Origin of the sequence: Agromyces sp. GXS1127 (genome assembly GCF_050565425.1) — a bacterium.
Lineage (GTDB): Bacteria > Actinomycetota > Actinomycetes > Actinomycetales > Microbacteriaceae > Agromyces.
In genome coordinates, this window is sequence record NZ_JBOCIG010000001.1 from 184,061 (window position 1) to 205,438 (window position 21,378).

A 21,378-nucleotide genomic window follows, 5' to 3' on the forward strand; every position below is an offset into this window, starting at 1 on the left:
ACCGAACACGAACCCAGCACCAGAAGGACACGCACATGACCCGCACCCCGCTCACCACCTCGCTCGACGGCTACGAGGTCTGGTTCCTCACCGGGAGCCAGCACCTCTACGGGCCCGAGACTTTGGCGCAGGTCGCCGACCAGTCGCGCACCATCGCCGAGGCGCTCGACGCGGCATCCGACGTGCCCGTGAAGGTCGTCTGGAAGCCCGTGCTCACCGACTCGGCCGCGATCAAGCAGGTCGCGCTCGAGGCGAACGCCGCGCCGAACGTGATCGGCGTCGTCGCGTGGATGCACACGTTCAGCCCCGCGAAGATGTGGATCGCCGGCCTCGACGCGCTGCAGAAGCCGCTCGCGCACCTGCACACGCAGGCGAACATCGAGCTGCCCTGGGGCGACATCGACTTCGACTTCATGAACCTCAACCAGGCGGCGCACGGCGACCGCGAGTTCGGGTACATCCAGACCCGGCTCGGCGTGCCGCGGAAGACGATCGTCGGGCACGCCTCCGACCCGCGCGTGCAGCGCGAGCTCGGCACGTGGCAGCGGGCGGCGGCCGGCCTCGCGGCGGCGCGAAGCCTGAAGCTCGCGCGCTTCGGCGACAACATGCGCTACGTCGCCGTCACCGAGGGCGACAAGACCGAGGCCGAGCTGCGGTTCGGCGTGCAGGTCAACACGTGGGGCGTCAACGAGCTCGCGGAGGCCGTGCACGCGGCATCCGACGCCGACATCGACGCGCTCGTCGCGGTCTACGAGGCGGACTACGACGTCGCGCCGGAGCTGCGGCGCGGCGGCGAGCGGCACGAGTCGCTGCGCTACGGCGCGGCGATCGAGATCGGGCTGCGCTCGTTCCTCGAGGAGGGCGGCTTCGGCGCCTTCACGACCTCGTTCGAGGACCTCGGGGCGCTTCGCCAGCTTCCGGGGCTCGCGGTGCAGCGCCTCCAGGCCGAGGGCTACGGCTTCGGCGCCGAGGGCGACTGGAAGACCGCGATCCTCGTGCGCGTCGCGAACGTGATGGGCGCGGGCCTGCCCGGCGGCGCGACCCTCATGGAGGACTACACGTACGACCTGACCCCCGGCGACGAGCTGATCCTCGGTGCGCACATGCTCGAGGTCGCCCCGTCGATCACCACGTCGAAGCCGTCGCTCGAGATCCACCCGCTCGGGATCGGCGGCAAGGAGGATCCGGTGCGCCTGGTCTTCACTGCCGACCCCGGCCCCGCGGTCGTCGTCGCGCTGTCCGACATGCGCGACCGGTTCCGCCTCACCGCGAACGTCGTCGAGAACGTCGCGCCGCGCGAGCCGCTGCCGAAGCTGCCCGTCGGCCGCGCGATCTGGAAGCCCGCCCCCGACTTCCAGACCTCGGCCGCGGCGTGGCTCACGGCCGGCGCCGCGCACCACACCGTCATGTCGACGGCCGTCGGCGTCGACGTGTTCCGCGACTTCGCGGAGATGGCGCGGGTCGAGCTCCTCGTGATCGACGAGGGTACCGAGCTGCGCGAGTTCCAGCGCGAGGTCCGGTGGAACCAGGCGTACTACCGTCTGGCGCAGGGCCTCTGAAGGAGGGCTCCGTGAGCGGTGCGGATGCCTCAGCGCGGGTCGGCGACGGCCCGGGCGGGGTGTCCGGCGCTCCGGGCTCGTCGGGGGGCCTCGAGTCGACCGGCGTGCCGACGATGTTCGACGTCGCGCGGCACGCGGGTGTCTCGCACCAGACCGTCTCGCGGGTGCTCAACGACCTGCCCGGGGTCGCCGCCGCCACGCGCGAGCGCGTGCGCGAGTCGATCGCCGCACTGAACTACACGCCCTCGCCGACGGCCCGGGCCATGGCGCAGCGGCGGTCGGGCTCGATCGGGCTGATCCAGGCCGGGCGCCCCGACTACGGCCCCTCGAGCGCCGCGCTCGGATTCAACGAGGCCGCCCGCGAAGCGGGGTACGCGGTCAGCCAGGCGAGCATGCGCACGCTCGACGCCGACGTGCTCACGCAGGCCGTGCACCGGCTCGTGCTGCAGCGGGTCGAGGCCATCGTGCTGATCTCGGGCGAGCGCGAGGGCATCGACGTGCTGCGCGGCATCGATGCGGGCGTGCCCGTCGTGGCCGTGGCATCCGAGGTCGAGCCGGGCATGCACCGCGTCTCGTTCGACCAGGCCGCCGGCGCCCGGCTCGCGACCGAGCACCTCATCGGGCTCGGTCACCGCCGCATCGCGCACGTCAGCGGTCCGGCCGACTCGATGGACGCCGCAGAACGCCGCCGCGGCTTCGCCGTCGCGCTCGAAGCGCACGGTCTCGAGGTGCGCGAGCCGATCGCGGGGGACTGGCTCGCGGCGTCCGGCCACGCGGCGGGCCGCCGCGTGCTCGCTGAGCGCTGGGCGACCGCCGTGTTCGTCGGCAACGACCAGATGTCGCTCGGCGTGCTGCACGCCTGCCATGAGGTGGGCGTCGCGGTGCCGGACGAGCTCAGCGTCGTCGGCTTCGACGACATCCCCGAGGCCGCGTTCTTCACCCCGCCGCTCACGACCGTCCGGCAGGATTTCGACTCCCTCGGCCGCGACATCATGGCGACCGTCGCCGACGTGCTCCGCGACGAGGCGGCCGCGCCCGATCGCACGTCGCGCGTACCCGAGCTCGTCGTGCGCGCGAGCTCGGCGCCGCCGACCGTTCGTCAGGCGGCCGAGTAGGCGGGCAGCTCCTGGAGCGTCCAGCGGTTGCCGTCGGGGTCGGCGAGCGTGATGAAGCGGCCCCAGGCCTGCTCGTCGACGCCCTCGCACTCGACGCCCTTGGCGCGCAACTCGGCGAGCGCGGCGTCGGCGTCGGCGATCACGACCTGGATGACGTCGAGCGATCCCGGCTCGAGGGTGTTGCCGAGGCCCTCGCCGAAGGCGATCGAGCATGCCGACCCGGGCGGGGTGAGTTGCACGAAGCGCAGGTCGTCGCTGACGCGCTGGTCGTGGTCGGCGTTGAAGCCGAGCTTGTCGACGTAGAACGACTTCGCCCGGTCGACGTCGGTGACGGGTACGTGGATGAGCTCGATCTTCCAGTCCATGGTGGTCCTCCTGTTCGGGCCGGCGGCGGGTGCCCCGGCTGGGCTGACTCGCTCAGTGTCCCGTGCCATGCGGTCAGTTCCTGTCCGGAATGCAGCGGATGTCGCGGTGGGAGGATGGACCCCATGACCACGCTCAACATCACCGGGGATGCCGCCGCCGACGAGCTCCTGAGCATTGATGCGTTCGCGCTGCTCACGGGCATGCTGCTCGACCAGCAGGTCGCGATGGAGACGGCGTTCGCGGGGCCGGCGAAGATCCGCGACCGGGTCGGCACGATCGAGCCCGCGGCGATCGCGGCCGTCGACCCCGATCGGTTCGTCGAGGCGTTCAAGCAGTCGCCGGCCGTGCACCGCTACCCGGGTTCGATGGCCGGACGTGTCCAGGCGCTCGCCGCCGCCGTGCGCGACGACTGGGGCGGCGACGCCGCCGCGATCTGGACGCAGGGCGACCCCGACGGCGCCGAGATCCTCAAGCGCCTGAAGGCGCTGCCCGGCTTCGGCGAGCAGAAGGCGAAGATCTTCCTCGCCCTGCTCGGCAAGCAGTGCGGGCTCGAGGCGAACGGATGGCGCGCCGCCGCCGGTCACTACGGCGACGAGGGGTCGTACTCCTCGGTCGCCGACATCGTCGACCCCGAGTCGCTCGCGAAGGTCCGCGCCACGAAGCAGGCGGCGAAGGCCGCCGCGAAGGCAGCCAAGCAGTAGCGGCCGGACGGCGCGGGCGCCGGCTCCGGATGAGCGATCACATTTCGGGGTCCACGCAGTGCGAGCGGACGGCCGCGGCCGGATGCAGGGCGCCGGAAAAGCGCCGCGATCAGCGAATTCAGCAACGAGAGCTGGGGCCGTGGCGCCGTGATGCATCCGTTACCGAACTCGCACTTGTGAGCGCTCACTTGTGAGCGCTAACATTTCGACGCGGCCCGAATGAACCGGCCGCCCGGCGCACCGAGACGCAGCAGCCCCAGACGCCGGCAGTGAACAAGGAGGTTCCAGCTGATGAAGAAGCTCATCGGCATCGCGGCCGTCTCCGGCGCGATGCTCCTCGCCCTCACCGGATGCGCCAGTGGCGGAGACGCCTCGGCGGAGGGTCCCAAGCCGCTCGACGAGCTCGTGGTCGGGTTCGCGCAGGTCGGCGCCGAGTCGGGTTGGCGCACCGCGAACACGAAGGACATCCAGGCGTCCTTCGAGGAGGCGGGCATCGAGCTCAAGTTCTCCGACGCGCAGCAGAAGCAGGAGAACCAGATCAAGGCGATCCGCTCGTACATCCAGCAGCAGGTCGACGTCATCGCGTTCTCGCCCGTCGTCGAGACCGGCTGGGACGCCGTGCTCAACGAGGCGAAGGCCGCCGGCATCCCCGTGGTGCTCACCGACCGCGCGGTCGACTCGCAGGACGATTCGCTGTACGTCAGCTTCCTCGGCTCCGACTTCGTCGAGGAGGGCGAGAAGGCCGGCCAGTGGGTGCTCGACGAGTACGCCGACACGACCGAGCCCGTCCAGATCATCCAGCTCGAGGGCACCACGGGCGCCGCGCCCGCGATCGACCGCGCCGAGGGCTTCGCCGAGGTCATCTCCGCGAACCCGAACCTCGAGGTCGTCGCCAGCCAGACCGGCGACTTCACGCGTGCGGGCGGCAAGCAGGTCACCGAGGCGCTGCTGAAGTCGAACCCCGATGTCGACCTCATCTACGCGCACAACGACGACATGGGCCTCGGCGCGATCGAGGCGATCGAGGCGGCCGGCCTGGTTCCGGGCGAGGACATCAAGATCGTCACGGTCGATGCGGTCAAGGACGGCATGCAGGCCCTCGCCGACGGCAAGATCAACTTCATCGTCGAGTGCTCGCCGCTCCTGGGCGCGCAGCTCGTCGACATCGTGAAGCAGATCAACGAGGGTGAGACGCCCGAGAAGCGCATCATCACCGAGGAGACCACCTTCACGCAGGAAGAGGCGATCGAGGCCCTGCCGACGCGCCAGTACTGACCCGGACCGGCGGGAGCCCCGAGCGGCGCCCGCCGGCCCAGCCGGGTGCGCGGTCGTCCATGCCGCGCACCCGGTACCCTCGTCCCACCCGCCGCCGAACCGGCGACCGGGCGTCCGGCCGGACGTCCCGCCGCTGAACCGGCGCCCCGGCGCCGCCAGGCGCAGACGAGCGGATGCCGCATCCGCTCGCGGACTCGATGGAGAGCACCGTGACCCAGCAGACCGAACCCGCCGCGTCGCCACCGGCCTCGCCCACGGCGACGGCCCCGGCCCCGGTCGTCGAGATGCGCGGCATCTCGATCGGCTTCCCGGGCGTGAAGGCCCTCGACGGCGTCGACTTCCGCATGTTCCCCGGCGAGGTGCACTCGCTCATGGGCGAGAACGGCGCCGGCAAGTCGACGCTCATCAAGGCGCTGACCGGCGTCTACGGCATCGATGCCGGCACGATCACCCTCGCCGGGCAGCAGGTCTCCTTCTCGGGGCCGGCGCAGGCGCAGGCGGCCGGCATCTCCACGGTCTACCAGGAGGTCAACCTCCTCCCGAACCTGTCCGTGGCCGAGAACATCATGCTCGGCCGCGAACCGCGACGCTTCGGCGGCATCGACTGGCGCGCGATGCGCCGACGCAGCGCCGAGCTGCTCTCGGGCCTGCACCTCGACGTCGACCCGGGCTCGCTGCTCGGCGACCACTCGCTCGCCGTGCAGCAGCTCATCGCGATCGCCCGGGCGATCGACGTGAACGCCAAGGTCCTGATCCTCGACGAGCCGACGTCGAGTCTCGACGCCGACGAGGTGGCCGAGCTGTTCCGCGTCATCCGCTCGCTGAAGGAGCAGGGCGTCGCCATCCTCTTCGTCTCGCACTTCCTCGACCAGGTGTACGAGATCTGCGACCGGCTCACCGTGCTCCGCAACGGCAAGCTGGTCGGCGAGTACCTCACCGACGAGCTGCTGCGCATCGACCTCGTGCAGAAGATGATCGGCAAGGAGCTCACCGCGCTCGACGACCTCGAGCATCGGGCACGCGCCGCGGTCGTCGACGAGACGGATGCCGCGACCTTCGTCTCGGCGTCGCAGCTCGGCCGTCGCGGGGCGATCTCCCCGGCCGACCTGCCGATCGCGGCGGGCGAGGTCGTCGGGCTCGCGGGCCTGCTCGGCTCGGGCCGCACCGAGCTCGCGCGCCTCCTCGGCGGCATCGACCGCGCCGACACGGGCGAGCTCACGATCGGCGGCGAGCAGGTACGGCTCCGCACCCCGCGGCAGGCGATCTCGAAGCGCATCGCGTTCTCGTCGGAGAACCGCCGCGACGAGGGCATCGTCGGCGACCTCACCGTGCGCGACAACATCGTGCTCGCGCTGCAGGCCGACCGGGGCTGGATGCGCCCGATCCCGAAGAAGAAGCAGGACGAGCTCGCGCAGTCCTATATCCAGGCCCTCAACATCCGGCCCGGCAACCCCGACGCGCTCGTGCGCAACCTCTCGGGCGGCAACCAGCAGAAGGTGCTGCTGGCCCGGTGGCTCGCGATCGCACCCCGCCTGCTGATCCTCGACGAGCCGACGCGCGGCATCGACGTCGGGGCGAAGGCCGAGATCCAGAAGCTCGTCTTCAACCTCGCCGAGAACGGCATGAGCGTGCTGTTCATCTCGGCCGAGCTGGAAGAGGTGCTGCGGCTCAGCCACCGCGTCGCGGTGCTCCGCGACCGCTCGGTCGTCGCCGACCTCGAGAACGACGGGCTGACGGTCGACGCGCTGCTCGCGCTCATCGCCGACGGGCGCGTCGCCTCCGACGACGAGGCGCTCGACGAGCGCACGCCGGCCGTGGCGGTCGTCGCGGGCGCCGGCCACGCGGCATCCGCCCCTGACCTCTCGGCGGCCGACCGCGGCGCCGAAGTGCCCGCCGATCCCTCCGAACCCTCCGCCCCCACCCCCGAAGGAGACCGCTCGTGAGCGCGCTCGCCAAGATGGCGTCGAGCCGGCTGTTCTGGCCGGTCGTCATGCTGCTCGTGCTGTTCGCGATCAACCTCGTCGCGTTCCCCGGGTTCTTCGAGATCACGGTCCGCGACGGGCAGCTGTTCGGCAGCCTCATCGACATCCTGCGCAACGGCGCGCCGACGCTCATCATCGCCGTCGGCATGACGCTCGTGATCGCCACGCGCGGCATCGACCTCTCGGTCGGCGCGGTCGCGGCGATCTCGGGCGCGGTCGCCTGCTCGATCATCCTCGGCTCGCCGAACCCGGGCAGCCTCGCGACCGTCGCCGTCGCCGTGTCGGTCGCGCTCCTCATCTCACTGGTGCTCGGCGTGTGGAACGGGTTCCTCGTTGCGGTCCTCGGCATCCAGCCGATCATCGCGACGCTGATCCTGATGACCGCGGGCCGGGGGATGGCAATGCTCATCACCGAGGGGCAGATCCTCACGGTGAACAGCCCGCCGTTCAAGTTCCTCGGCTCGGGATTCTGGCTGGGCGTGCCGGTGGCGGTGATCATCGCGGCCGTCGTGTTCGGCGTCGCGGCGCTGCTCACGCGCCGCACGGCGCTCGGCATGTTCATCGAATCGGTCGGCATCAACCCGGAGGCGAGCCGCCAGGCCGGCGTGCGCGCGAGGGGGCTGCTCTTCGCGGTCTACACGTTCTGCGCGCTGTGCGCGGCGATCGCCGGGCTCATCCTCACGGCGAACACCGCGGCGGCCGACGCGAACAACACCGGCCTCTTCATCGAGCTCGACGCGATCCTCGCGGTCGTCATCGGCGGCACGTCCCTCGCGGGTGGACGCTACTCGCTCGTCGGCACGCTCGTCGGGGCGCTCGTCATCCAGACGCTCGTCACCACCGTCTACACGGTCGGCATCCCGCCGATCGCCACCATGGTCTTCAAGGCCGCGGTGGTCACCGCCGTGTGCCTGCTCCAGTCGCCCACGACGGCCGACGCGCTGAGCGGGTTCCGACGACGGCTCGCCGTCCGATCCGGGAAGGGGGTCGCCGCATCATGACCGAGATCCTCGAGGCACCCACGACGAACCGACCGACGCGCCCCCGCCGGGGCAGCGGCCCCGCCGGCCCGTCGGGGAACCGTCGGCGCAGCCCGCTCGCGGCCGCGCTCGGCCTGCTCACGAGCCCGAAGTACGGCCCCGTCACGGTCACCGGCCTGCTGTTCGTCGCGATCTTCGTGATCGGCGGCGTCCGCTACCGCGGCTTCTTCTCGGGCCAGGTGTTCCTCAACCTGTTCGTCGACAACGCGTACCTCATCGTGCTCGCGGTCGGCATGACGTTCGTGATCCTGACGGGCGGCATCGACCTCTCGGTCGGCGCGGTCGTCGCCCTGTCGGGCATGATCGCCGCGAGCCTGCTGCAGACCGGATGGTCCCCGGCGGTCGTGATCCCGCTGATCCTGGTGCTCACGAGCATCCTGGGCCTCCTCGTCGGCCTCATGATCCACGTGTTCAAGGTGCAGCCGTTCATCGCGACCCTCGCGGCGATGTTCCTGGCGCGCGGGCTCTGCTACGTGATCAGCCAGTCGTCGATCTCGATCACCGACCCGACGTTCATCCAGCTCGCGGTCTCGCGCATCCCGCTGGGGCCGGGCCTCTCGATCACCCCGAGCGTGATCATCGCGCTCGTCGTCGTCGCGATCGCCGTGTGGGTGCTGCACGGCACCCGCTTCGGCCGCACGGTGTACGCGATCGGCGGCGGCGAGACATCCGGTCTGCTCATGGGCCTGCCGGTGGCGCGCACCAAGGTGCTGGTCTACGTGATCTCGGGCTTCTGCTCGGGCCTGGCCGGCGTGCTGTTCACCTTCTACACGCTCTCGGGTTATCCGCTCACGGCGATCGGCACCGAGCTCGACGCGATCGCGGCGGTCGTCATCGGCGGCACGCTGCTGACGGGCGGCTACGGGTTCGTGCTCGGCTCGGTGCTCGGCGTGCTCGTGCTCGGCGTGATCCAGACGATCATCACCTTCGAGGGCACGCTCTCGTCGTGGTGGACGAAGATCTTCATCGGCGCGCTGCTGCTCGTGTTCATCATCCTGCAGAAGGTGCTGACGGCCAGGAGACGATGAGGGCGAGGCATCCGTCGCCCCGACCGCGGCCCCGCGCCCCGGTCGGGGGGACGGAAGCCTCCCCGGTCCGGAACGGGTCGATGGGATGATGGCGGGGAACGAGCGCGCATCGGGCGCGGGGCAGGGAGCCGGACGGCGAGTGGGCGACGACGAGAAGGCCAGGGCCGCGACGATCTTCGACGTGGCACGGCTCGCCGGAGTGTCGCACCAGACCGTCTCGCGCGTGCTCAACGACCTGCCGAACGTGCGGCCCGCGACCCGGGCCCGCGTCGAGCAGGCGATCAAGCAGCTCCGGTACGTGCCCTCGCCCGCCGCCCGTGCGCTGGTCACGCGCCGCACCCGCACGGTCGGGCTGATCGTCACCGGCGCGCCCGACTACGGCCCCTCGAGCACCGCGCTGCACTTCAACGAGGCCGCGCGCGATGCGCGCTACTCCGTCATCACGGCGAGCATGCTCGAGACGGATGCCGCGAGCATGCGCTCCACGGCAGAACTCCTCGTGCGCCAGAACGTCGAGGCGATCGTGCTCATCGCCGCGCAGCGCGCGGCCCTCGACGCCCTCGATGGCATCGAGCTCGGCGTGCCCGTCGTGGCCGTGGCATCCGAGGACCGGGGCTCGATGCACCGCGTGTGGCTCGACCAGGTCGCGGGCGCCCGGCTCGCGGTCGAGCACCTCATCGGGCTCGGGCACCGGAACATCCGGCACGTCGCCGGCCCGACCGACGCGATGGATGCCGCGGAGCGCGTGCGCGGCTGGGCCACCGTGCTGGGCGAGCACGGCCTGCCTGCGCGTGAACCGCTCGTCGGGGACTGGTCGCCGGGCAGCGGCTACGTGCATGGCCGCGCGCTCGCCGAGGATCGCGAGATGACCGCCGTCTTCGTCTCGAACGACCAGATGGCGCTCGGCGTCATGCACGCGCTCGCCGAGGCGGGCCGCTCGGTGCCGGGCGACGTGAGCGTCGTCGGCTTCGACGACATCCCCGAGGCCGAGTTCTTCGCGCCGCCGCTCACGACCGTCCGCCAGGGCTTCGTCGAGCTCGGCCGCGACGCCATGGTCGGCGTGCTCGCCGTCCTGAGCGACGACGACCGGATGCCGGCGCCCCGCGTGCCCGACCTGGTGGTGCGGGCGAGCACGGCCCCGCCGGGCGGGTCGGGTGCCGCGTCGGATGCCGCGGGGGCGCGGACGACGGTCTCGTCCTAGCCGGTGGACAGCGCCGCGCGGTCGGAGCAGAATGCGGGAGGTGGGGTCGACCACGCTCCGCTTCGAACTCGTCCGCGTCATCCCGGCGCCGATCGACGAGGTATTCGGGCGCCTGATCGACTTCGCGGGCTACGCCGAGTGGATGCCCGTGAAGGGCAGCATCCTGAGGCGCACCGAGCAGACGTCACCCGGTGAGCCGGCCCTCGGAACGACCTTTCTCGACCAGACGACGACCGGGCCGACGCCGGGCGAGATCGTCGAGTTCGATCCGCCGACGCGAGTGGTGTTCCACTGGTGGGATCCGGGTAGGAGCGGCCGCATCTCGATCGAGGGCTGGCCGGGGTACGCCCTGGGAGCCGTCGACGCGAGCACGACGCTGGTCCGGCACTTCGCGGCCCTCCGGGCCCACGGCGTCAGCCGCATCGGCATGCCGCTGTGGCGACGCATCGCCCTGCGGGAGCGCAGGACGACGGTCGACGCCCTGCAGGCGTCGTTCGCGCGTGCGGCCTGACCCACCGGCGGCCCGCCGGTGGGCGACATCGCCTTCAGCGCGGCACGTGCTCGTCGAGGAAGCCGGCGATGCGCGCGGCCATGTCCTCGGGCTGCCAGGAGTGCTGCACGGCCGGCACCGTTCCGCGCTCGGCGTTCGGCATCGCGGCGACGATGGCGTCGGCCGCCGGCGACATCTCGTCGAGGGTCTGCTCGCCGACGAGCACGAGCGTCGGCGCCTGGATCGACCCGAGCAGCTCGGCGTGCGGCGCGGACTGCGCCCAGGCGAGGGACTCGGCATCCGCCTCGAGGCTCGGCCCGATGCGCACCATGAGCGGCCATGACGGGCTCGCCTTCGCCTGGTCCATCCACTCGGTGGGCATGTCCTTCATGAAGTACTCGACGACCGCGTCGGGGTCGTCGCCCGCGATACGGTCGCGGATGCCGGCGAGGAATTCCGCGCCATCCGCCCCCTGCTCGGCGCCGATCGGCACCTCGAAGCCGACGATCGCGGTCACGGGCAGGCCGTGCGCGGCGGCCGCGAGCGCGATCGCCCCACCCGACGAGTTGCCGAACAGGGCGACCCCCTCGCCGAGTTCGTGGATCCGCTGCAGTTCCGCGACGATCGCCCGCAGGTCGGCGAGCGTCTCGTGCAGGCCCATCGGCACGTCGTGCGCGCTCTCGCCGCGTCCGCGCCGGTCGTAGTTGACGACCGTGTAGCCGCGCTTGGCGAGCAGCGTTGCGAGCTGCTTCGTGGTCGGGTCGAAGGCGCGGAACTGGAACGCGCCGCCGACGAGGATCACCGGAGGGCCCTCGCCCTCGCGGTCGTAGGCGATCGAGGCGCCGTCGTGCGAGATGACGGTGTGGGACATTGGGTCCTTCCTTCGCAGGGTGGGCTGCGTCGGGGTACGGGGTCCGTCGTCAGGCTAGCCCGGTCGGGCGGCGTGCGATAGGGGGCCGAGGGATGGCACGAGGCCAGCTCGTATCCCGCGCGAGTCGGGCTCAGTCGCCGTTCTTCCGCTTGTCCCGCACCTTCACGCCGCCGCCGTTCGCAGCCTCGACGATGAACAGGTCCGTCGCGCGCACCAGGTCGGAGAGCTTCGCGTAGCCCCAGTTGCGTGAGTCGAAGTCGGGCTGCTGGTTCCGGATCACGTGGCCCACCGCGGCGAGGTTCGCCCACCCGTCCTCCTGCGATGCCGCCCCGACGCTCGCGCGCAGGCCGGAGACGAGCTTGGTGTCGCTGCGGAGCCTCGGAGGCGGTACGCGCGTCGGAGTCGGGGACGTGGTCTCCGCCGCCGGCTCGTCGAGTACTTCGAGGTAGGTGAACCGATCGCAGGCGTTGCGGAACGCTTCGGGCGTCTTCCGCTCTCCGAACCCGTACACGGTGACGCCCTCTTCGCGGATGCGCGACGCCAGACGCGTGAAGTCGCTGTCGGATGACACGATGCAGAACGCGTGGAACCGTCGCGTGTAGAGCAGGTCCATCGCATCGATGATCAGCGCGCTGTCGGTCGCGTTCTTGCCGACCGTGTTCGCGAACTGCTGCATCGGCTGGATGACGTGCTCACTCGCGACCGTCTTCCAGCTGCTGAGGTTGGGCCTCGTCCAGTCGCCGTACACCCGCTTCACCGATGCCGTGCCGAAGCCCGCCACTTCGGAGAGGACCGCGCCGATCTTCGACGGCGGGACATTGTCGGCGTCGATGAGGACGGCGAGGAGTTCGTTCGGCTGCGCCATCCGCCCAGCATTGCAGCCGACCAGGTCGCCGATCTTCCCCGGCACGCAGCGAGTCGCTAGCGTGACCACATCGTGGCACTCCCGCCACGCGACCCGGAGGAGTGCCCCATGGACGCACCGACCCACCCGACGCTGCTGGAATCCATCGCCGCCTGGGTGCTGGTCGTCTCGTTCACCCTCTCGCTGCTGTACGAGCTGTGGCGGGCGACCGCGAAGTCCGGCGTGTCGAAGTACGACTCGATGCGCTCGTTCGTCAGCGGGCTCTGGCTGTACGTGCTCGCGACGGTGGTCGTCATCCTGCTGTTCCTCGGCGTCCCGTTCGCGGCGTGGGTCGGGCTGGTCTTCGCCGTCCTGGTGATCATCGCCTCGGTGTTCTACTACAACCCGACGATGATGCTCGCCCGCAAGCCGGGCCTCTTCGATTGGATCGAGGACCTCTTTTACACGGGCCTGACGTTCGTGGTGGCCGCGCTGCTGCTGCTCGAGGTCTCGGGCCTCACGCTGGCCTGAGCGGCGCGGCAGGCGCTGCCGCGCACCGAGGCGGACGACTTCTCCGAATCCGCCGCGACGCGCCGCGGCATCCGTCACTGGAATGTCGGTGGGTGGTGGCAGCATTACCAGCGGACGCCACCACATCTTGTGGTTGGCGGGCCGATGAGGGCCAGATGTCGGGTCGGGGGAGCCGGTATGTCGCGTGAAGCCGTCGACAGCGGGGGTCGCGGCACCGTCGCGAGGGCGGTGCGGATGCCCCGTGCCGGCGTGATGCGCGGGCGACACGCCGACGACACGCCCGACATCCATTCACAGGCCGGCTCTGCACAGATGAGCAGGCCTGTGGAGAACCCGAATCCGAACCGCGGAAATCCGCCGATCAGACCGGCTTCGGCCTGTGAGTGAACGGTGGAGAACGCGGTGGAAAACTACACGGATGTAACTACATCATCTTGTGGTCGTGCAATTGCCCAGACACAAGATGTAGTATCGATGAGTCGAAGCAACACCGGGGGAACGGCTCCTCCAGGAGCCTGAGAAAGAGGGGTCACAGAGATGACGGTCACGGTCTACACCAAGCCTTCCTGCGTCCAGTGCAACGCCACGTACCGCGCCCTCGACAGCAAGGGCATCGAGTACGAGGTGCTCGACCTGTCGCAGGACGAGACCGCCCTCGCCGCGGTCAAGGAGCTCGGCTACCTGCAGGCCCCGGTCGTCATCACCGACGAAGGTCACTGGTCGGGCTTCCGACCCGACAAGATCGACGAGCTGGCCTCTCGGCTCGCGTAACGGCTCCCGGGCGCATCGACCGGGGGGTCGAGATGCACGACCTGGAGCAGTCATGACGAACCTCATCTACTTCTCGAGTGTGTCGGGCAACACCGCACGCTTCGTCGAGAAGCTCGGACGGCCGGCGACGCGCATCCCGCTGCACGCGAAGGATGCCGCGCTCGTCGCCGACGAACCGTACGTCCTCGTGGTTCCGACCTACGGGGGAGGGAACGGCAAGGGCGCCGTGCCCAAGCAGGTCATCAGGTTCCTGAACGACCCGCACAACCGCGCACTCATCCGCGGCGTCATCGCCGCCGGAAACACCAACTTCGGTGCGGCCTACGGCCTCGCCGGCGACATCGTCGCCGCCAAGTGCCATGTGCCGCACCTCTACCGCTTCGAAGTATTCGGAACACCAGACGACGTTCGCGCCGTCGACGAGGGATTGGACGCATTTTGGTCAACGCAGCAGCAGGCGCCGCAGGCGACAGTGGCGTAGCGGTCATCGACGCACCGCGCTCGAGCAACTCGGGCATGGACTACCACGCCCTGAACGCGATGCTGAACCTCTACAGCGCCGACGGGAAGATCCAGTTCGAGAAGGACAAGGAGGCGGCGCGGGAGTACTTCCTGCAGCACGTCAACCAGAACACGGTCTTCTTCCACTCCCTCAAGGAACGCCTCGACTACCTCGTCGAGAAGGAGTACTACGAGCCCGAGACGCTCGGCATGTACTCGTTCGAGTTCATCCAGAAGCTCAACGACCTGGCGTACTCGAAGAAGTTCCGCTTCGAAACCTTCCTCGGCGCGTTCAAGTACTACACGAGCTACACGCTGAAGACCTTCGACGGCAAGCGCTACCTCGAGCGCTTCGAAGACCGTGTCGTCATGACCGCGCTCGGCCTCGCGCAGGGCGACGAGCAGCTCGCGACCGAGCTGGTGGAGGAGATCATCTCCGGCCGCTTCCAGCCGGCGACGCCGACGTTCCTCAACACGGGCAAGGCGCAGCGCGGCGAGCTCGTCTCGTGCTTCCTGCTCCGCATCGAAGACAACATGGAGTCGATCTCGCGGGGCATCAACTCGTCGCTGCAGCTGTCGAAGCGCGGCGGCGGCGTGGCACTGCTGCTCAGCAACATCCGCGAGTCGGGTGCGCCCATCAAGCAGATCGAGAACCAGTCGTCGGGCATCATCCCCGTGATGAAGCTCCTCGAGGACTCGTTCTCGTACGCAAACCAGCTGGGCGCGCGCCAGGGCGCGGGTGCCGTGTACCTGTCGGCGCACCACCCCGACATCATGCGGTTCCTCGACACCAAGCGCGAGAACGCCGACGAGAAGATCCGCATCAAGACGCTCTCCCTCGGCGTCGTCGTGCCCGACATCACGTTCGAGCTCGCGAAGAACAACGAGGACATGTACCTCTTCTCGCCGTACGACGTCGAGCGCGTATACGGCAAGCCGTTCGGCGACGTGCCGATCACCGAGAACTACCGCGCGATGGTCGACGACCCGCGCATCAAGAAGACGAAGATCAACGCGCGCGAGTTCTTCCAGACGATCGCCGAGATCCAGTTCGAGTCGGGCTACCCCTACATCGTGTTCGAGGACACGGTGAACAAGGCCAACCCGATCAAGGGCCGGATCAACATGTCGAACCTGTGCTCCGAGATCCTCCAGGTCAACACGCCGACGACCTACAACGAAGACCTCTCCTACGCCCAGATCGGCAAGGACATCTCCTGCAACCTCGGGTCGATGAACATCGCACTGTCGATGGACTCGCCCGACTTCGGCAAGACGGTGGAGACCGCCATCCGCGGCCTCACCGCCGTCTCGAACATGTCGCACATCTCGTCGGTGCGCTCCGTCGAGGACGGCAATGACAAGTCGCACGCCATCGGCCTCGGCCAGATGAACCTGCACGGCTACCTCGCCCGCGAGCGCATCCACTACGGCAGCGAAGAGGGCATCGACTTCACGAACATCTACTTCTACACGGTGCTCTTCCACGCGCTGCGCGCGTCGAACCAGATCGCGATCGAGCGCGGCGAGGCCTTCGACGGCTTCGCCGACTCGAAGTACGCGTCGGGCGAGTTCTTCGACAAGTACACGGATGCCGCGTGGGTGCCGCAGACCGCTCGGGTCATCGAGCTCTTCGCCGACGCCGGCGTGCACATCCCGACGCAGCACGACTGGCAGGAGCTGAAGGCCTCCATCCAGGAGCACGGCATCTACAACCAGAACCTGCAGGCGGTGCCGCCGACCGGCTCGATCTCGTACATCAACAACTCGACGTCGTCGATCCACCCGATCGCGTCGAAGATCGAGATCCGCAAGGAAGGCAAGCTCGGCCGCGTCTACTACCCGGCGCCGTTCATGACGAACGACAACCTCGAGTACTACGAGGATGCGTACGAGATCGGCTACGAGAAGGTCATCGACACCTACGCCGCGGCGACGCAGCACGTCGACCAGGGCCTGTCGCTCACGCTGTTCTTCAAGGACACCGCGACGACCCGCGACATCAACAAGGCCCAGATCTACGCCTGGCGCAAGGGCATCAAGACGATCTACTACATCCGGCTGCGCCAGCAGGCCCTCGAGGGCACAGAGCTGGAAATGTGCGTCTCGTGCACTTTGTGAGCATTTCTCACATTACGGATGACTCGAGAAGAGGAATGAACGGATGACTCTCACCGACCCGGTGAACTCGGCCACCAACGACCCGGCCCACGCCACGCCGGTCAAGCTGGTCAGCCACGTCAACGCGATCAACTGGAACCGCATCCAGGACGACAAGGACCTCGAGGTCTGGAACCGCCTGGTGAACAACTTCTGGCTGCCCGAGAAGGTGCCGCTGTCGAACGACGTGCAGTCGTGGAACCAGCTGACCCCCGAAGAGCAGACCACGACGATGCGGGTGTTCACCGGTCTCACGCTGCTCGACACCATCCAGGGCACGGTCGGCGCGGTCTCGCTCATCCCCGACTCGCTGACCCCGCACGAGGAGGCGGTGTACACGAACATCGCGTTCATGGAGTCGGTGCACGCGAAGAGCTACTCGTCGATCTTCTCGACGCTGTGCTCGACGAAGGACATCGACGAGGCGTTCCGCTGGTCGGTCGAAAACGAGCACCTGCAGAAGAAGGCCTCCATCGTGATGGAGTACTACCGCGGCGACGAGCCCCTGAAGCGGAAGGTCGCCTCGACGCTGCTCGAGTCGTTCCTCTTCTACTCGGGCTTCTACCTGCCGATGCACTGGTCGTCGCGCGCAAAGCTGACGAACACGGCCGACCTGATCCGCCTCATCATCCGCGACGAGGCCGTGCACGGCTACTACATCGGCTACAAGTTCCAGCGCGGACTCGAGCTCGTCAACCAGGCCAAGCGCGACGAGATCAAGGACTACACGTTCTCGCTGCTCTACGAGCTCTACGACAACGAGGTGCAGTACACGCAGAGCCTCTACGACGGTCTCGGCCTCACCGAGGACGTCAAGAAGTTCCTGCACTACAACGCCAACAAGGCCCTCATGAACCTCGGCTACGAGTCGATGTTCCCCTCCTCGGTCACCGACGTGAACCCGGCGATCCTCGCCTCGCTCTCGCCGAACGCCGACGAGAACCACGACTTCTTCTCGGGTTCGGGCTCGTCGTACGTGATCGGCAAGGCGGTCAACACGGAGGACGAGGACTGGGATTTTTGATCGGGCGATCAACCTCAACGGCGCACTTCTGCACGTTGGCGAACTTCTGCAACGTTAGTGGTGCGGATGAGCATAATGCCTCTGCGCGGCAACACACGACAACCTAGAAAGGCATCCAATGGCTGACAAGAAGACCGTATTCGTCGCCTTCGCGATCGAAGACGAACACCAGCGCGACCTTCTCAAGGGACAGTCGCTGCATCCCCGATCGCCCTTCGAGTTCATCGACATGTCCGTGAAGCAGCCGTACGACTCGGACTGGAAGGATCGAGTGCGCACCCGGATCCGGAGATCCCACGGAGTGATCGTCCTCGTCAGTAAGAATTCGCTCAGCTCGAGCGGACAGAAATGGGAGATTCAGTGCGCGAAAGAAGAGGGGAAGCCGATCCGCGGGATCTGGGCTTACTCTAACGATCGTACCCAGATCCCGGGTGTGTCGACGTACGCATGGGGCGACGCCAACATCGCTGGGTTCATTGATTCTCTGTAGGACCGGATGCGCAAAGCACTCATCGTCGGCGTCGATTATTACGAGCACTTCCCGAATTTGAGCGGATGCGTCAATGATGCGTACGCGGTGAAGGGCGTCCTCGAGCGCAACGCAGACGGCACGCTGAACTTCCCTACGCCACGGCTTCTCGCAGGCACGGGCCCCGCCCAAGCGGTGAGCAGAGCCGAACTGAAGGAGGCGATCCGCGAACTCTTCGCCGATGACTCGGACATCGCACTCTTGTATTTTGCGGGTCATGGCTATATCGAAGAGGCGGGCGGCTACCTCTGCGGCAGTGATAGCCAGACCGGCGACGATGGCGTAGCGCTCGCCGACGTGATGACGTTCGTGAACGGCTCGCCCGCCAAGAACAAAGTGGTGATCCTCGACAGCTGCCATAGTGGCGTCGCCGGAAACAACTCGCTGACCGCGGGACTGGCCGAGATTTCAGAGGGCGTTACAATCCTCACTGCGTCAACTGATAAGCAATACGCTTCGGAGACACCGGGGGGTGGATCTGGGGTGTTTACCACCCTGTTGGTAGATGCGCTCAATGGTGCGGCAGCGAATCTGGTGGGTTCGGTGACACCGGGAAGCGCGTATGCGCACATTGACCAATCGCTTGGGACCTGGGGACAGCGACCGGTCTTCAAGACCAACGTCAAAACGTTCGTGTCTCTCCGTGAGGCCGACTCATCCATCGATCTGGCCGACCTCCGTGCTCTCACTCGGCTGTTCCCGACCCCTGAGTACCAGCTTCCACTGGATCCGAGTTACGAACCGGAGAGGAACGGCACCGAGCCGGCAGACTTTCCCGCGCCGGACGCTGCAAACAACGCGGCGTTCAAGACGCTCCAGAACTACGTGAAGGTGAACCTCGCACGTCCCGTTGGAGCCGAACACATGTGGCACGCTGCCATGCAGAACAAGTCGTGCGAACTTACAGTCTTGGGCCAGCATTACTGGAGCCTTGTGGATCAGGAGCTCATTTGATGAGTCAGTCAAGTGACACGAAGTTGATCCTTCAAAGCCGCGAACTGCTTGAAGTATTGGCTGCCAACGAGCACGAACGGTGGGCACATTGGCAACGCTATTTGCACGAGCAATGCGTGCCAGCGGGTGATGGGTCACTGATGATTCCCGCCGATCTCGTAGGACGATGGACCGTACAAATGAATACGCCGTATGCCGAGCTCTCGGAGAAAGAGAAGGAGAGCGATCGCGAGCAAGTGCGCGGCGTGCTCGCGCTGATCGATCGAGCAATTGCGAATGATCACGCTTAGTGAGCCCGCCGCAGCAACTGAAGAATCGTGCTTCGTGTATACTTCTCAACCGCTCGATTGACCTTCTCGAGAAGGAAAACATCCTGTCTCCCCGAACTTGTCCGCGCCCCGCTGTTCAATCTCGCATAAGCAGAAATCTCCACGCGTAGGAGGCTGAAATGGGGTTGCCCGAAGGAAGTCTCGCCGTCGCCGTGTTCGTCGTGATGGCCCTGCCAGGAATCGTCTACGCGGGCGTGCGTCGGTGGGCACGAGGTGAGCTTGCGGGCGATCGCGATGTCGGGCTTGCCATCGCGCGCGGCGTCGTGCTCTCCGTCGCTCTCAGTTCTATCTATCTGCTCGTTCTGGGAGATGGGCTGATCAGTGGGGTGGGGGCGGGAAGCGACGCCGACACCTTGGTGATAACCGATCCTCGTGCGGTGGCGGTCACGGTGCTCTGCCTTTATGTGCTGGTGCCGCTGGTTCTATCGCTTGCGCTCAACTTCAGATTCATCGAGTGGAACATACGTGAAAAGGGGCGGTTTCGGCTGCCGAGTTCCAAGTACGGGTACACGGGCACGCCGAGCGCTTGGGATCATGCCGCCCGCGCTGGTCAGCAGGCTTGGGTAAAGATTCACAAGGGCGACGGTAGATGGATCGGCGGTTGGGTCACGCAGGGATCCTTCGCAACCACCTATCCCGAAAAGCCGAGCATCTACATTGCTCAGCAATACATCATGACAGAGGAGGGCAATTTTGGCCCTGCGATTCCGCAAACGGGGGTCTATGTCACCATTGGCGATGATGACATAGTGATCTGGACCAAGCCAGCACTTTCGCAGGCTTCCGGTTGGGACACCCCAGCGACAGTAGACGGAGGATCGACGAATGGTTGACAATAAGGCACGGCGCGGCGATGGCGATCGGAACGGAAAAGATCCGTCCAGGCTGCAGGAGCGCGGAATTGAACCCGCACGCTACGTGCCTCCTCCTCCTCCTCCTCCTCCGGTTCCTAACAGTGGCATCGGTAGAGACAGTAAGGGCTAGCATCTGCGGATCGGCTCTACGCATCCGACCATCCGGTGCGCTGGCTGTTTCTTCGGCAACGCGCGGTGCCGAGTGCTTCGGGGGCGGCTACGCGGCGGGCTCGATCCGCGGGTTGTACATGAACTCGAGGCGGATGCCGTTGTCGTCCTCGACGAAGGCGGCGTAGTAGCGGTCGTTGAAGCGCGGGAACGGCTTGGGTCCGCTGACCGTCGTCCACCCGGCATCCGTCGCGATCTGGTGGAGGCGGTCGACGTCGGCGCGCGAGGCGATCGGGAACGCGAGGTGCTGCCATCCCACCCGGCCGTGCCGGTGCGGGCCGGTGCCCGGCTCGCGGGCGGGGAAGAGGATCAGCTCCTCCTCCCCGAGGTGCCAGGAGACGCCGTTGTCGGCGTCCTGCCGGGTGCAGCCGAGCGCCTGCATCACGGGGTCGAACTGGGCGATCGAGCGGGGGAGGTCATCGACGGTGATGCCGATGTGGTCGAAGAGAGGCACCGGGACATCCTATGGACGGGATGCCATCGGCGCGCCCAAGGGGCAGGCTGGGACGCATGACGATCTCCGAGGCCGACCTCGTCCACCTGCGCCGGGCGGTCGAGCTCGCGCGTGAAGGCCTCGATGCCGGCGACCGTCCGTTCGGGTCTGTGCTCGTCGACGCGTCCGGCACCGTGCGGTTCGAGGACCGCAACCGTGAGGTTGACGGCGGGGGATGCCACGCGGCATCCGGAGTTCGAGATCGCGCGGTGGGCGGCGGCGAACCTGACCGCCGACGAGCGGGTGGCGGCGGCGGTGTACACGTCGGGGAAGCACTGTCCGATGTGCTCGGCGGCGCACGCGTGGGTCGGGCTCGGGCGGATCGTGTACGTGGCGTCGGCCGAGCAGATCAGCGGATGGCGCGCAGAGGCTGGCGCCGCGCCATCGGCCGTCGCCGTGTTGCCGATCTCGGCGGTTGCCCCGGGGCTGCCGGTTGAGGGGCCGGTCGATGAACTGGCGCCCGAGGTACGCGCGCTCATCGAACGCGCGGCTCGATCAGACTGAAGCGGGCGCCGTCGCCGGACGGCTCAGAGCGGGACCAACGAAGCCGGGCGCGGCCCTATGCGTTTGCCCGCGCGGGCCGTCGGATTGG

23 protein-coding genes are annotated in these 21,378 nt (G+C 67.9%); 19 read left to right on the forward strand and 4 right to left on the reverse strand.

The features are described from left to right. Nucleotides 1–35 precede the first annotated feature (35 nt). Both araA and ACQ393_RS00840 read left to right on the forward strand, forming a co-directional pair. The gene (araA, locus tag ACQ393_RS00835; RefSeq protein ID WP_430644916.1) at nt 36–1,559 is read left to right on the forward strand and encodes an L-arabinose isomerase; all 1,524 of its coding nucleotides are present in this window, start codon (nt 36–38) and stop codon (nt 1,557–1,559) included. Nucleotides 1,560–1,570: 11 nt separating this feature from the next. Continuing rightward, nucleotides 1,571–2,674, forward strand: coding sequence for a LacI family DNA-binding transcriptional regulator (locus ACQ393_RS00840; RefSeq protein ID WP_430644917.1), 1,104 nt, complete (start codon nt 1,571–1,573; stop codon nt 2,672–2,674). Here ACQ393_RS00840 and ACQ393_RS00845 read toward each other — a convergent pair. Then, nucleotides 2,659–3,039 (reverse strand): glyoxalase superfamily protein, encoded by a 381-nt coding sequence (locus ACQ393_RS00845; protein WP_430644918.1) that lies wholly within the window; start codon nt 3,037–3,039, stop codon nt 2,659–2,661. The two genes, ACQ393_RS00840 and ACQ393_RS00845, sit on opposite strands and share 16 nt — an antisense overlap. A 114-nt stretch (nt 3,040–3,153) precedes the next feature. Here ACQ393_RS00845 and ACQ393_RS00850 point away from each other — a divergent pair, with 114 nt between their 5' ends. The 7 genes from ACQ393_RS00850 to ACQ393_RS00880 all read left to right on the forward strand — a co-directional run bounded on the left by ACQ393_RS00850 (nt 3,154) and on the right by ACQ393_RS00880 (nt 10,778). Then, entirely contained in the window at nt 3,154–3,741 is a 588-nt protein-coding gene (locus tag ACQ393_RS00850) for an HhH-GPD-type base excision DNA repair protein (RefSeq protein WP_430644919.1), read from the forward strand. Nucleotides 3,742–4,032: 291 nt separating this feature from the next. Beyond that, the gene (locus ACQ393_RS00855) at nt 4,033–5,016 is read left to right on the forward strand and encodes an ABC transporter substrate-binding protein (protein ID WP_430644920.1); all 984 of its coding nucleotides are present in this window, start codon (nt 4,033–4,035) and stop codon (nt 5,014–5,016) included. Nucleotides 5,017–5,213: 197 nt separating this feature from the next. Beyond that, nucleotides 5,214–6,959, forward strand: coding sequence for a sugar ABC transporter ATP-binding protein (locus tag ACQ393_RS00860; RefSeq protein WP_430645330.1), 1,746 nt, complete (start codon nt 5,214–5,216; stop codon nt 6,957–6,959). Beyond that, a complete protein-coding gene (locus ACQ393_RS00865; protein WP_430644921.1) occupies nt 6,956–7,999 on the forward strand; it encodes an ABC transporter permease in 1,044 nt (347 codons plus the stop codon). Before ACQ393_RS00860 ends, ACQ393_RS00865 begins: the two co-directional genes overlap by 4 nt. Beyond that, nucleotides 7,996–9,066, forward strand: coding sequence for a galactofuranose ABC transporter, permease protein YjfF (gene yjfF, locus ACQ393_RS00870; protein ID WP_430644922.1), 1,071 nt, complete (start codon nt 7,996–7,998; stop codon nt 9,064–9,066). The genes ACQ393_RS00865 and yjfF overlap by 4 nt, the downstream gene beginning before the upstream one ends. A gap of 139 nt (nt 9,067–9,205) precedes the next feature. After that, nucleotides 9,206–10,267 (forward strand): LacI family DNA-binding transcriptional regulator, encoded by a 1,062-nt coding sequence (locus ACQ393_RS00875; RefSeq protein ID WP_430644923.1) that lies wholly within the window; start codon nt 9,206–9,208, stop codon nt 10,265–10,267. Between the two features lie 40 nt (nt 10,268–10,307). Continuing rightward, the gene (locus ACQ393_RS00880; RefSeq protein ID WP_430644924.1) at nt 10,308–10,778 is read left to right on the forward strand and encodes an SRPBCC family protein; all 471 of its coding nucleotides are present in this window, start codon (nt 10,308–10,310) and stop codon (nt 10,776–10,778) included. A gap of 34 nt (nt 10,779–10,812) precedes the next feature. On the opposite strand, the gene ACQ393_RS00885 is transcribed toward ACQ393_RS00880, so the two are convergent. Beyond that, nucleotides 10,813–11,628 (reverse strand): alpha/beta fold hydrolase, encoded by an 816-nt coding sequence (locus ACQ393_RS00885; RefSeq protein WP_430644925.1) that lies wholly within the window; start codon nt 11,626–11,628, stop codon nt 10,813–10,815. Between the two features lie 130 nt (nt 11,629–11,758). Further along, on the reverse strand, nt 11,759–12,493 hold the full coding sequence (locus tag ACQ393_RS00890) for an NYN domain-containing protein (protein WP_430644926.1): 735 nt from the start codon (nt 12,491–12,493) through the stop codon (nt 11,759–11,761). A gap of 108 nt (nt 12,494–12,601) precedes the next feature. Between ACQ393_RS00890 and ACQ393_RS00895 the strand changes: the two genes are divergently transcribed. The 9 genes from ACQ393_RS00895 (at nt 12,602) to ACQ393_RS00935 (ending at nt 20,104) form a co-directional block, all read left to right on the forward strand. Further along, nucleotides 12,602–13,003: a hypothetical protein gene (locus tag ACQ393_RS00895; protein ID WP_430644927.1), complete on the forward strand. Its 402-nt coding sequence runs from the start codon at nt 12,602–12,604 to the stop codon at nt 13,001–13,003. A 537-nt stretch (nt 13,004–13,540) separates the two neighbouring features. Next, nucleotides 13,541–13,774, forward strand: coding sequence for a glutaredoxin-like protein NrdH (gene nrdH / locus ACQ393_RS00900; protein ID WP_154347074.1), 234 nt, complete (start codon nt 13,541–13,543; stop codon nt 13,772–13,774). A 52-nt stretch (nt 13,775–13,826) separates the two neighbouring features. After that, a complete protein-coding gene (nrdI, locus tag ACQ393_RS00905; RefSeq protein WP_430644928.1) occupies nt 13,827–14,255 on the forward strand; it encodes a class Ib ribonucleoside-diphosphate reductase assembly flavoprotein NrdI in 429 nt (142 codons plus the stop codon). A 35-nt stretch (nt 14,256–14,290) separates the two neighbouring features. Beyond that, nucleotides 14,291–16,396: a class 1b ribonucleoside-diphosphate reductase subunit alpha gene (gene nrdE, locus ACQ393_RS00910; RefSeq protein ID WP_430644929.1), complete on the forward strand. Its 2,106-nt coding sequence runs from the start codon at nt 14,291–14,293 to the stop codon at nt 16,394–16,396. A gap of 43 nt (nt 16,397–16,439) precedes the next feature. Beyond that, nucleotides 16,440–17,459: a class 1b ribonucleoside-diphosphate reductase subunit beta gene (nrdF, locus tag ACQ393_RS00915; RefSeq protein ID WP_430644930.1), complete on the forward strand. Its 1,020-nt coding sequence runs from the start codon at nt 16,440–16,442 to the stop codon at nt 17,457–17,459. Nucleotides 17,460–17,577: 118 nt separating this feature from the next. Then, nucleotides 17,578–17,949 (forward strand): TIR domain-containing protein, encoded by a 372-nt coding sequence (locus ACQ393_RS00920; RefSeq protein ID WP_430644931.1) that lies wholly within the window; start codon nt 17,578–17,580, stop codon nt 17,947–17,949. Nucleotides 17,950–17,955: 6 nt separating this feature from the next. Then, nucleotides 17,956–18,942, forward strand: a complete 987-nt coding sequence (locus tag ACQ393_RS00925; RefSeq protein ID WP_430644932.1) for a caspase family protein — start codon at nt 17,956–17,958, stop codon at nt 18,940–18,942. Continuing rightward, nucleotides 18,942–19,232, forward strand: coding sequence for a hypothetical protein (locus ACQ393_RS00930; RefSeq protein WP_430644933.1), 291 nt, complete (start codon nt 18,942–18,944; stop codon nt 19,230–19,232). The genes ACQ393_RS00925 and ACQ393_RS00930 overlap by 1 nt, the downstream gene beginning before the upstream one ends. 158 nt (nt 19,233–19,390) lie before the next feature. Further along, nucleotides 19,391–20,104, forward strand: a complete 714-nt coding sequence (locus tag ACQ393_RS00935) for a DUF6338 family protein (RefSeq protein WP_430644934.1) — start codon at nt 19,391–19,393, stop codon at nt 20,102–20,104. A 238-nt stretch (nt 20,105–20,342) separates the two neighbouring features. Here ACQ393_RS00935 and ACQ393_RS00940 read toward each other — a convergent pair whose 3' ends face one another. Then, nucleotides 20,343–20,747 carry a VOC family protein gene (locus ACQ393_RS00940; RefSeq protein WP_430644935.1) on the reverse strand — a complete coding sequence of 135 codons (405 nt, stop codon included), beginning with the start codon at nt 20,745–20,747 and terminating at the stop codon, nt 20,343–20,345. A 123-nt stretch (nt 20,748–20,870) separates the two neighbouring features. Between ACQ393_RS00940 and ACQ393_RS00945 the strand changes: the two genes are divergently transcribed. Beyond that, nucleotides 20,871–21,290, forward strand: a complete 420-nt coding sequence (locus tag ACQ393_RS00945) for a nucleoside deaminase (RefSeq protein WP_430644936.1) — start codon at nt 20,871–20,873, stop codon at nt 21,288–21,290. Nucleotides 21,291–21,378 lie beyond the last annotated feature (88 nt).

Excerpts from the sequence above, each read along its gene's own strand:
- ACQ393_RS00925 (WP_430644932.1), top strand. The coding sequence starts at position 17,956 with ATGCGCAAAGCACTCATCGTCGGCGTCGATTATTACGAGCACTTCCCG.
- araA (WP_430644916.1), top strand. The coding sequence starts at position 36 with ATGACCCGCACCCCGCTCACCACCTCGCTCGACGGCTACGAGGTCTGG.
- ACQ393_RS00860 (WP_430645330.1), top strand. The coding sequence starts at position 5,214 with ATGGAGAGCACCGTGACCCAGCAGACCGAACCCGCCGCGTCGCCACCG.
- ACQ393_RS00920 (WP_430644931.1), top strand. The coding sequence starts at position 17,578 with ATGGCTGACAAGAAGACCGTATTCGTCGCCTTCGCGATCGAAGACGAA.
- ACQ393_RS00845 (WP_430644918.1), bottom strand. The coding sequence starts at position 3,039 with ATGGACTGGAAGATCGAGCTCATCCACGTACCCGTCACCGACGTCGAC.
- ACQ393_RS00930 (WP_430644933.1), top strand. The coding sequence starts at position 18,942 with ATGAGTCAGTCAAGTGACACGAAGTTGATCCTTCAAAGCCGCGAACTG.
- ACQ393_RS00945 (WP_430644936.1), top strand. The coding sequence starts at position 20,871 with ATGCCGGCGACCGTCCGTTCGGGTCTGTGCTCGTCGACGCGTCCGGCA.
- nrdH (WP_154347074.1), top strand. The coding sequence starts at position 13,541 with ATGACGGTCACGGTCTACACCAAGCCTTCCTGCGTCCAGTGCAACGCC.
- ACQ393_RS00935 (WP_430644934.1), top strand. The coding sequence starts at position 19,391 with ATGGGGTTGCCCGAAGGAAGTCTCGCCGTCGCCGTGTTCGTCGTGATG.
- nrdI (WP_430644928.1), top strand. The coding sequence starts at position 13,827 with ATGACGAACCTCATCTACTTCTCGAGTGTGTCGGGCAACACCGCACGC.
- ACQ393_RS00895 (WP_430644927.1), top strand. The coding sequence starts at position 12,602 with ATGGACGCACCGACCCACCCGACGCTGCTGGAATCCATCGCCGCCTGG.
- yjfF (WP_430644922.1), top strand. The coding sequence starts at position 7,996 with ATGACCGAGATCCTCGAGGCACCCACGACGAACCGACCGACGCGCCCC.
- ACQ393_RS00850 (WP_430644919.1), top strand. The coding sequence starts at position 3,154 with ATGGACCCCATGACCACGCTCAACATCACCGGGGATGCCGCCGCCGAC.
- ACQ393_RS00855 (WP_430644920.1), top strand. The coding sequence starts at position 4,033 with ATGAAGAAGCTCATCGGCATCGCGGCCGTCTCCGGCGCGATGCTCCTC.
- ACQ393_RS00885 (WP_430644925.1), bottom strand. The coding sequence starts at position 11,628 with ATGTCCCACACCGTCATCTCGCACGACGGCGCCTCGATCGCCTACGAC.
- nrdF (WP_430644930.1), top strand. The coding sequence starts at position 16,440 with ATGACTCTCACCGACCCGGTGAACTCGGCCACCAACGACCCGGCCCAC.
- nrdE (WP_430644929.1), top strand. The coding sequence starts at position 14,291 with ATGGACTACCACGCCCTGAACGCGATGCTGAACCTCTACAGCGCCGAC.
- ACQ393_RS00890 (WP_430644926.1), bottom strand. The coding sequence starts at position 12,493 with ATGGCGCAGCCGAACGAACTCCTCGCCGTCCTCATCGACGCCGACAAT.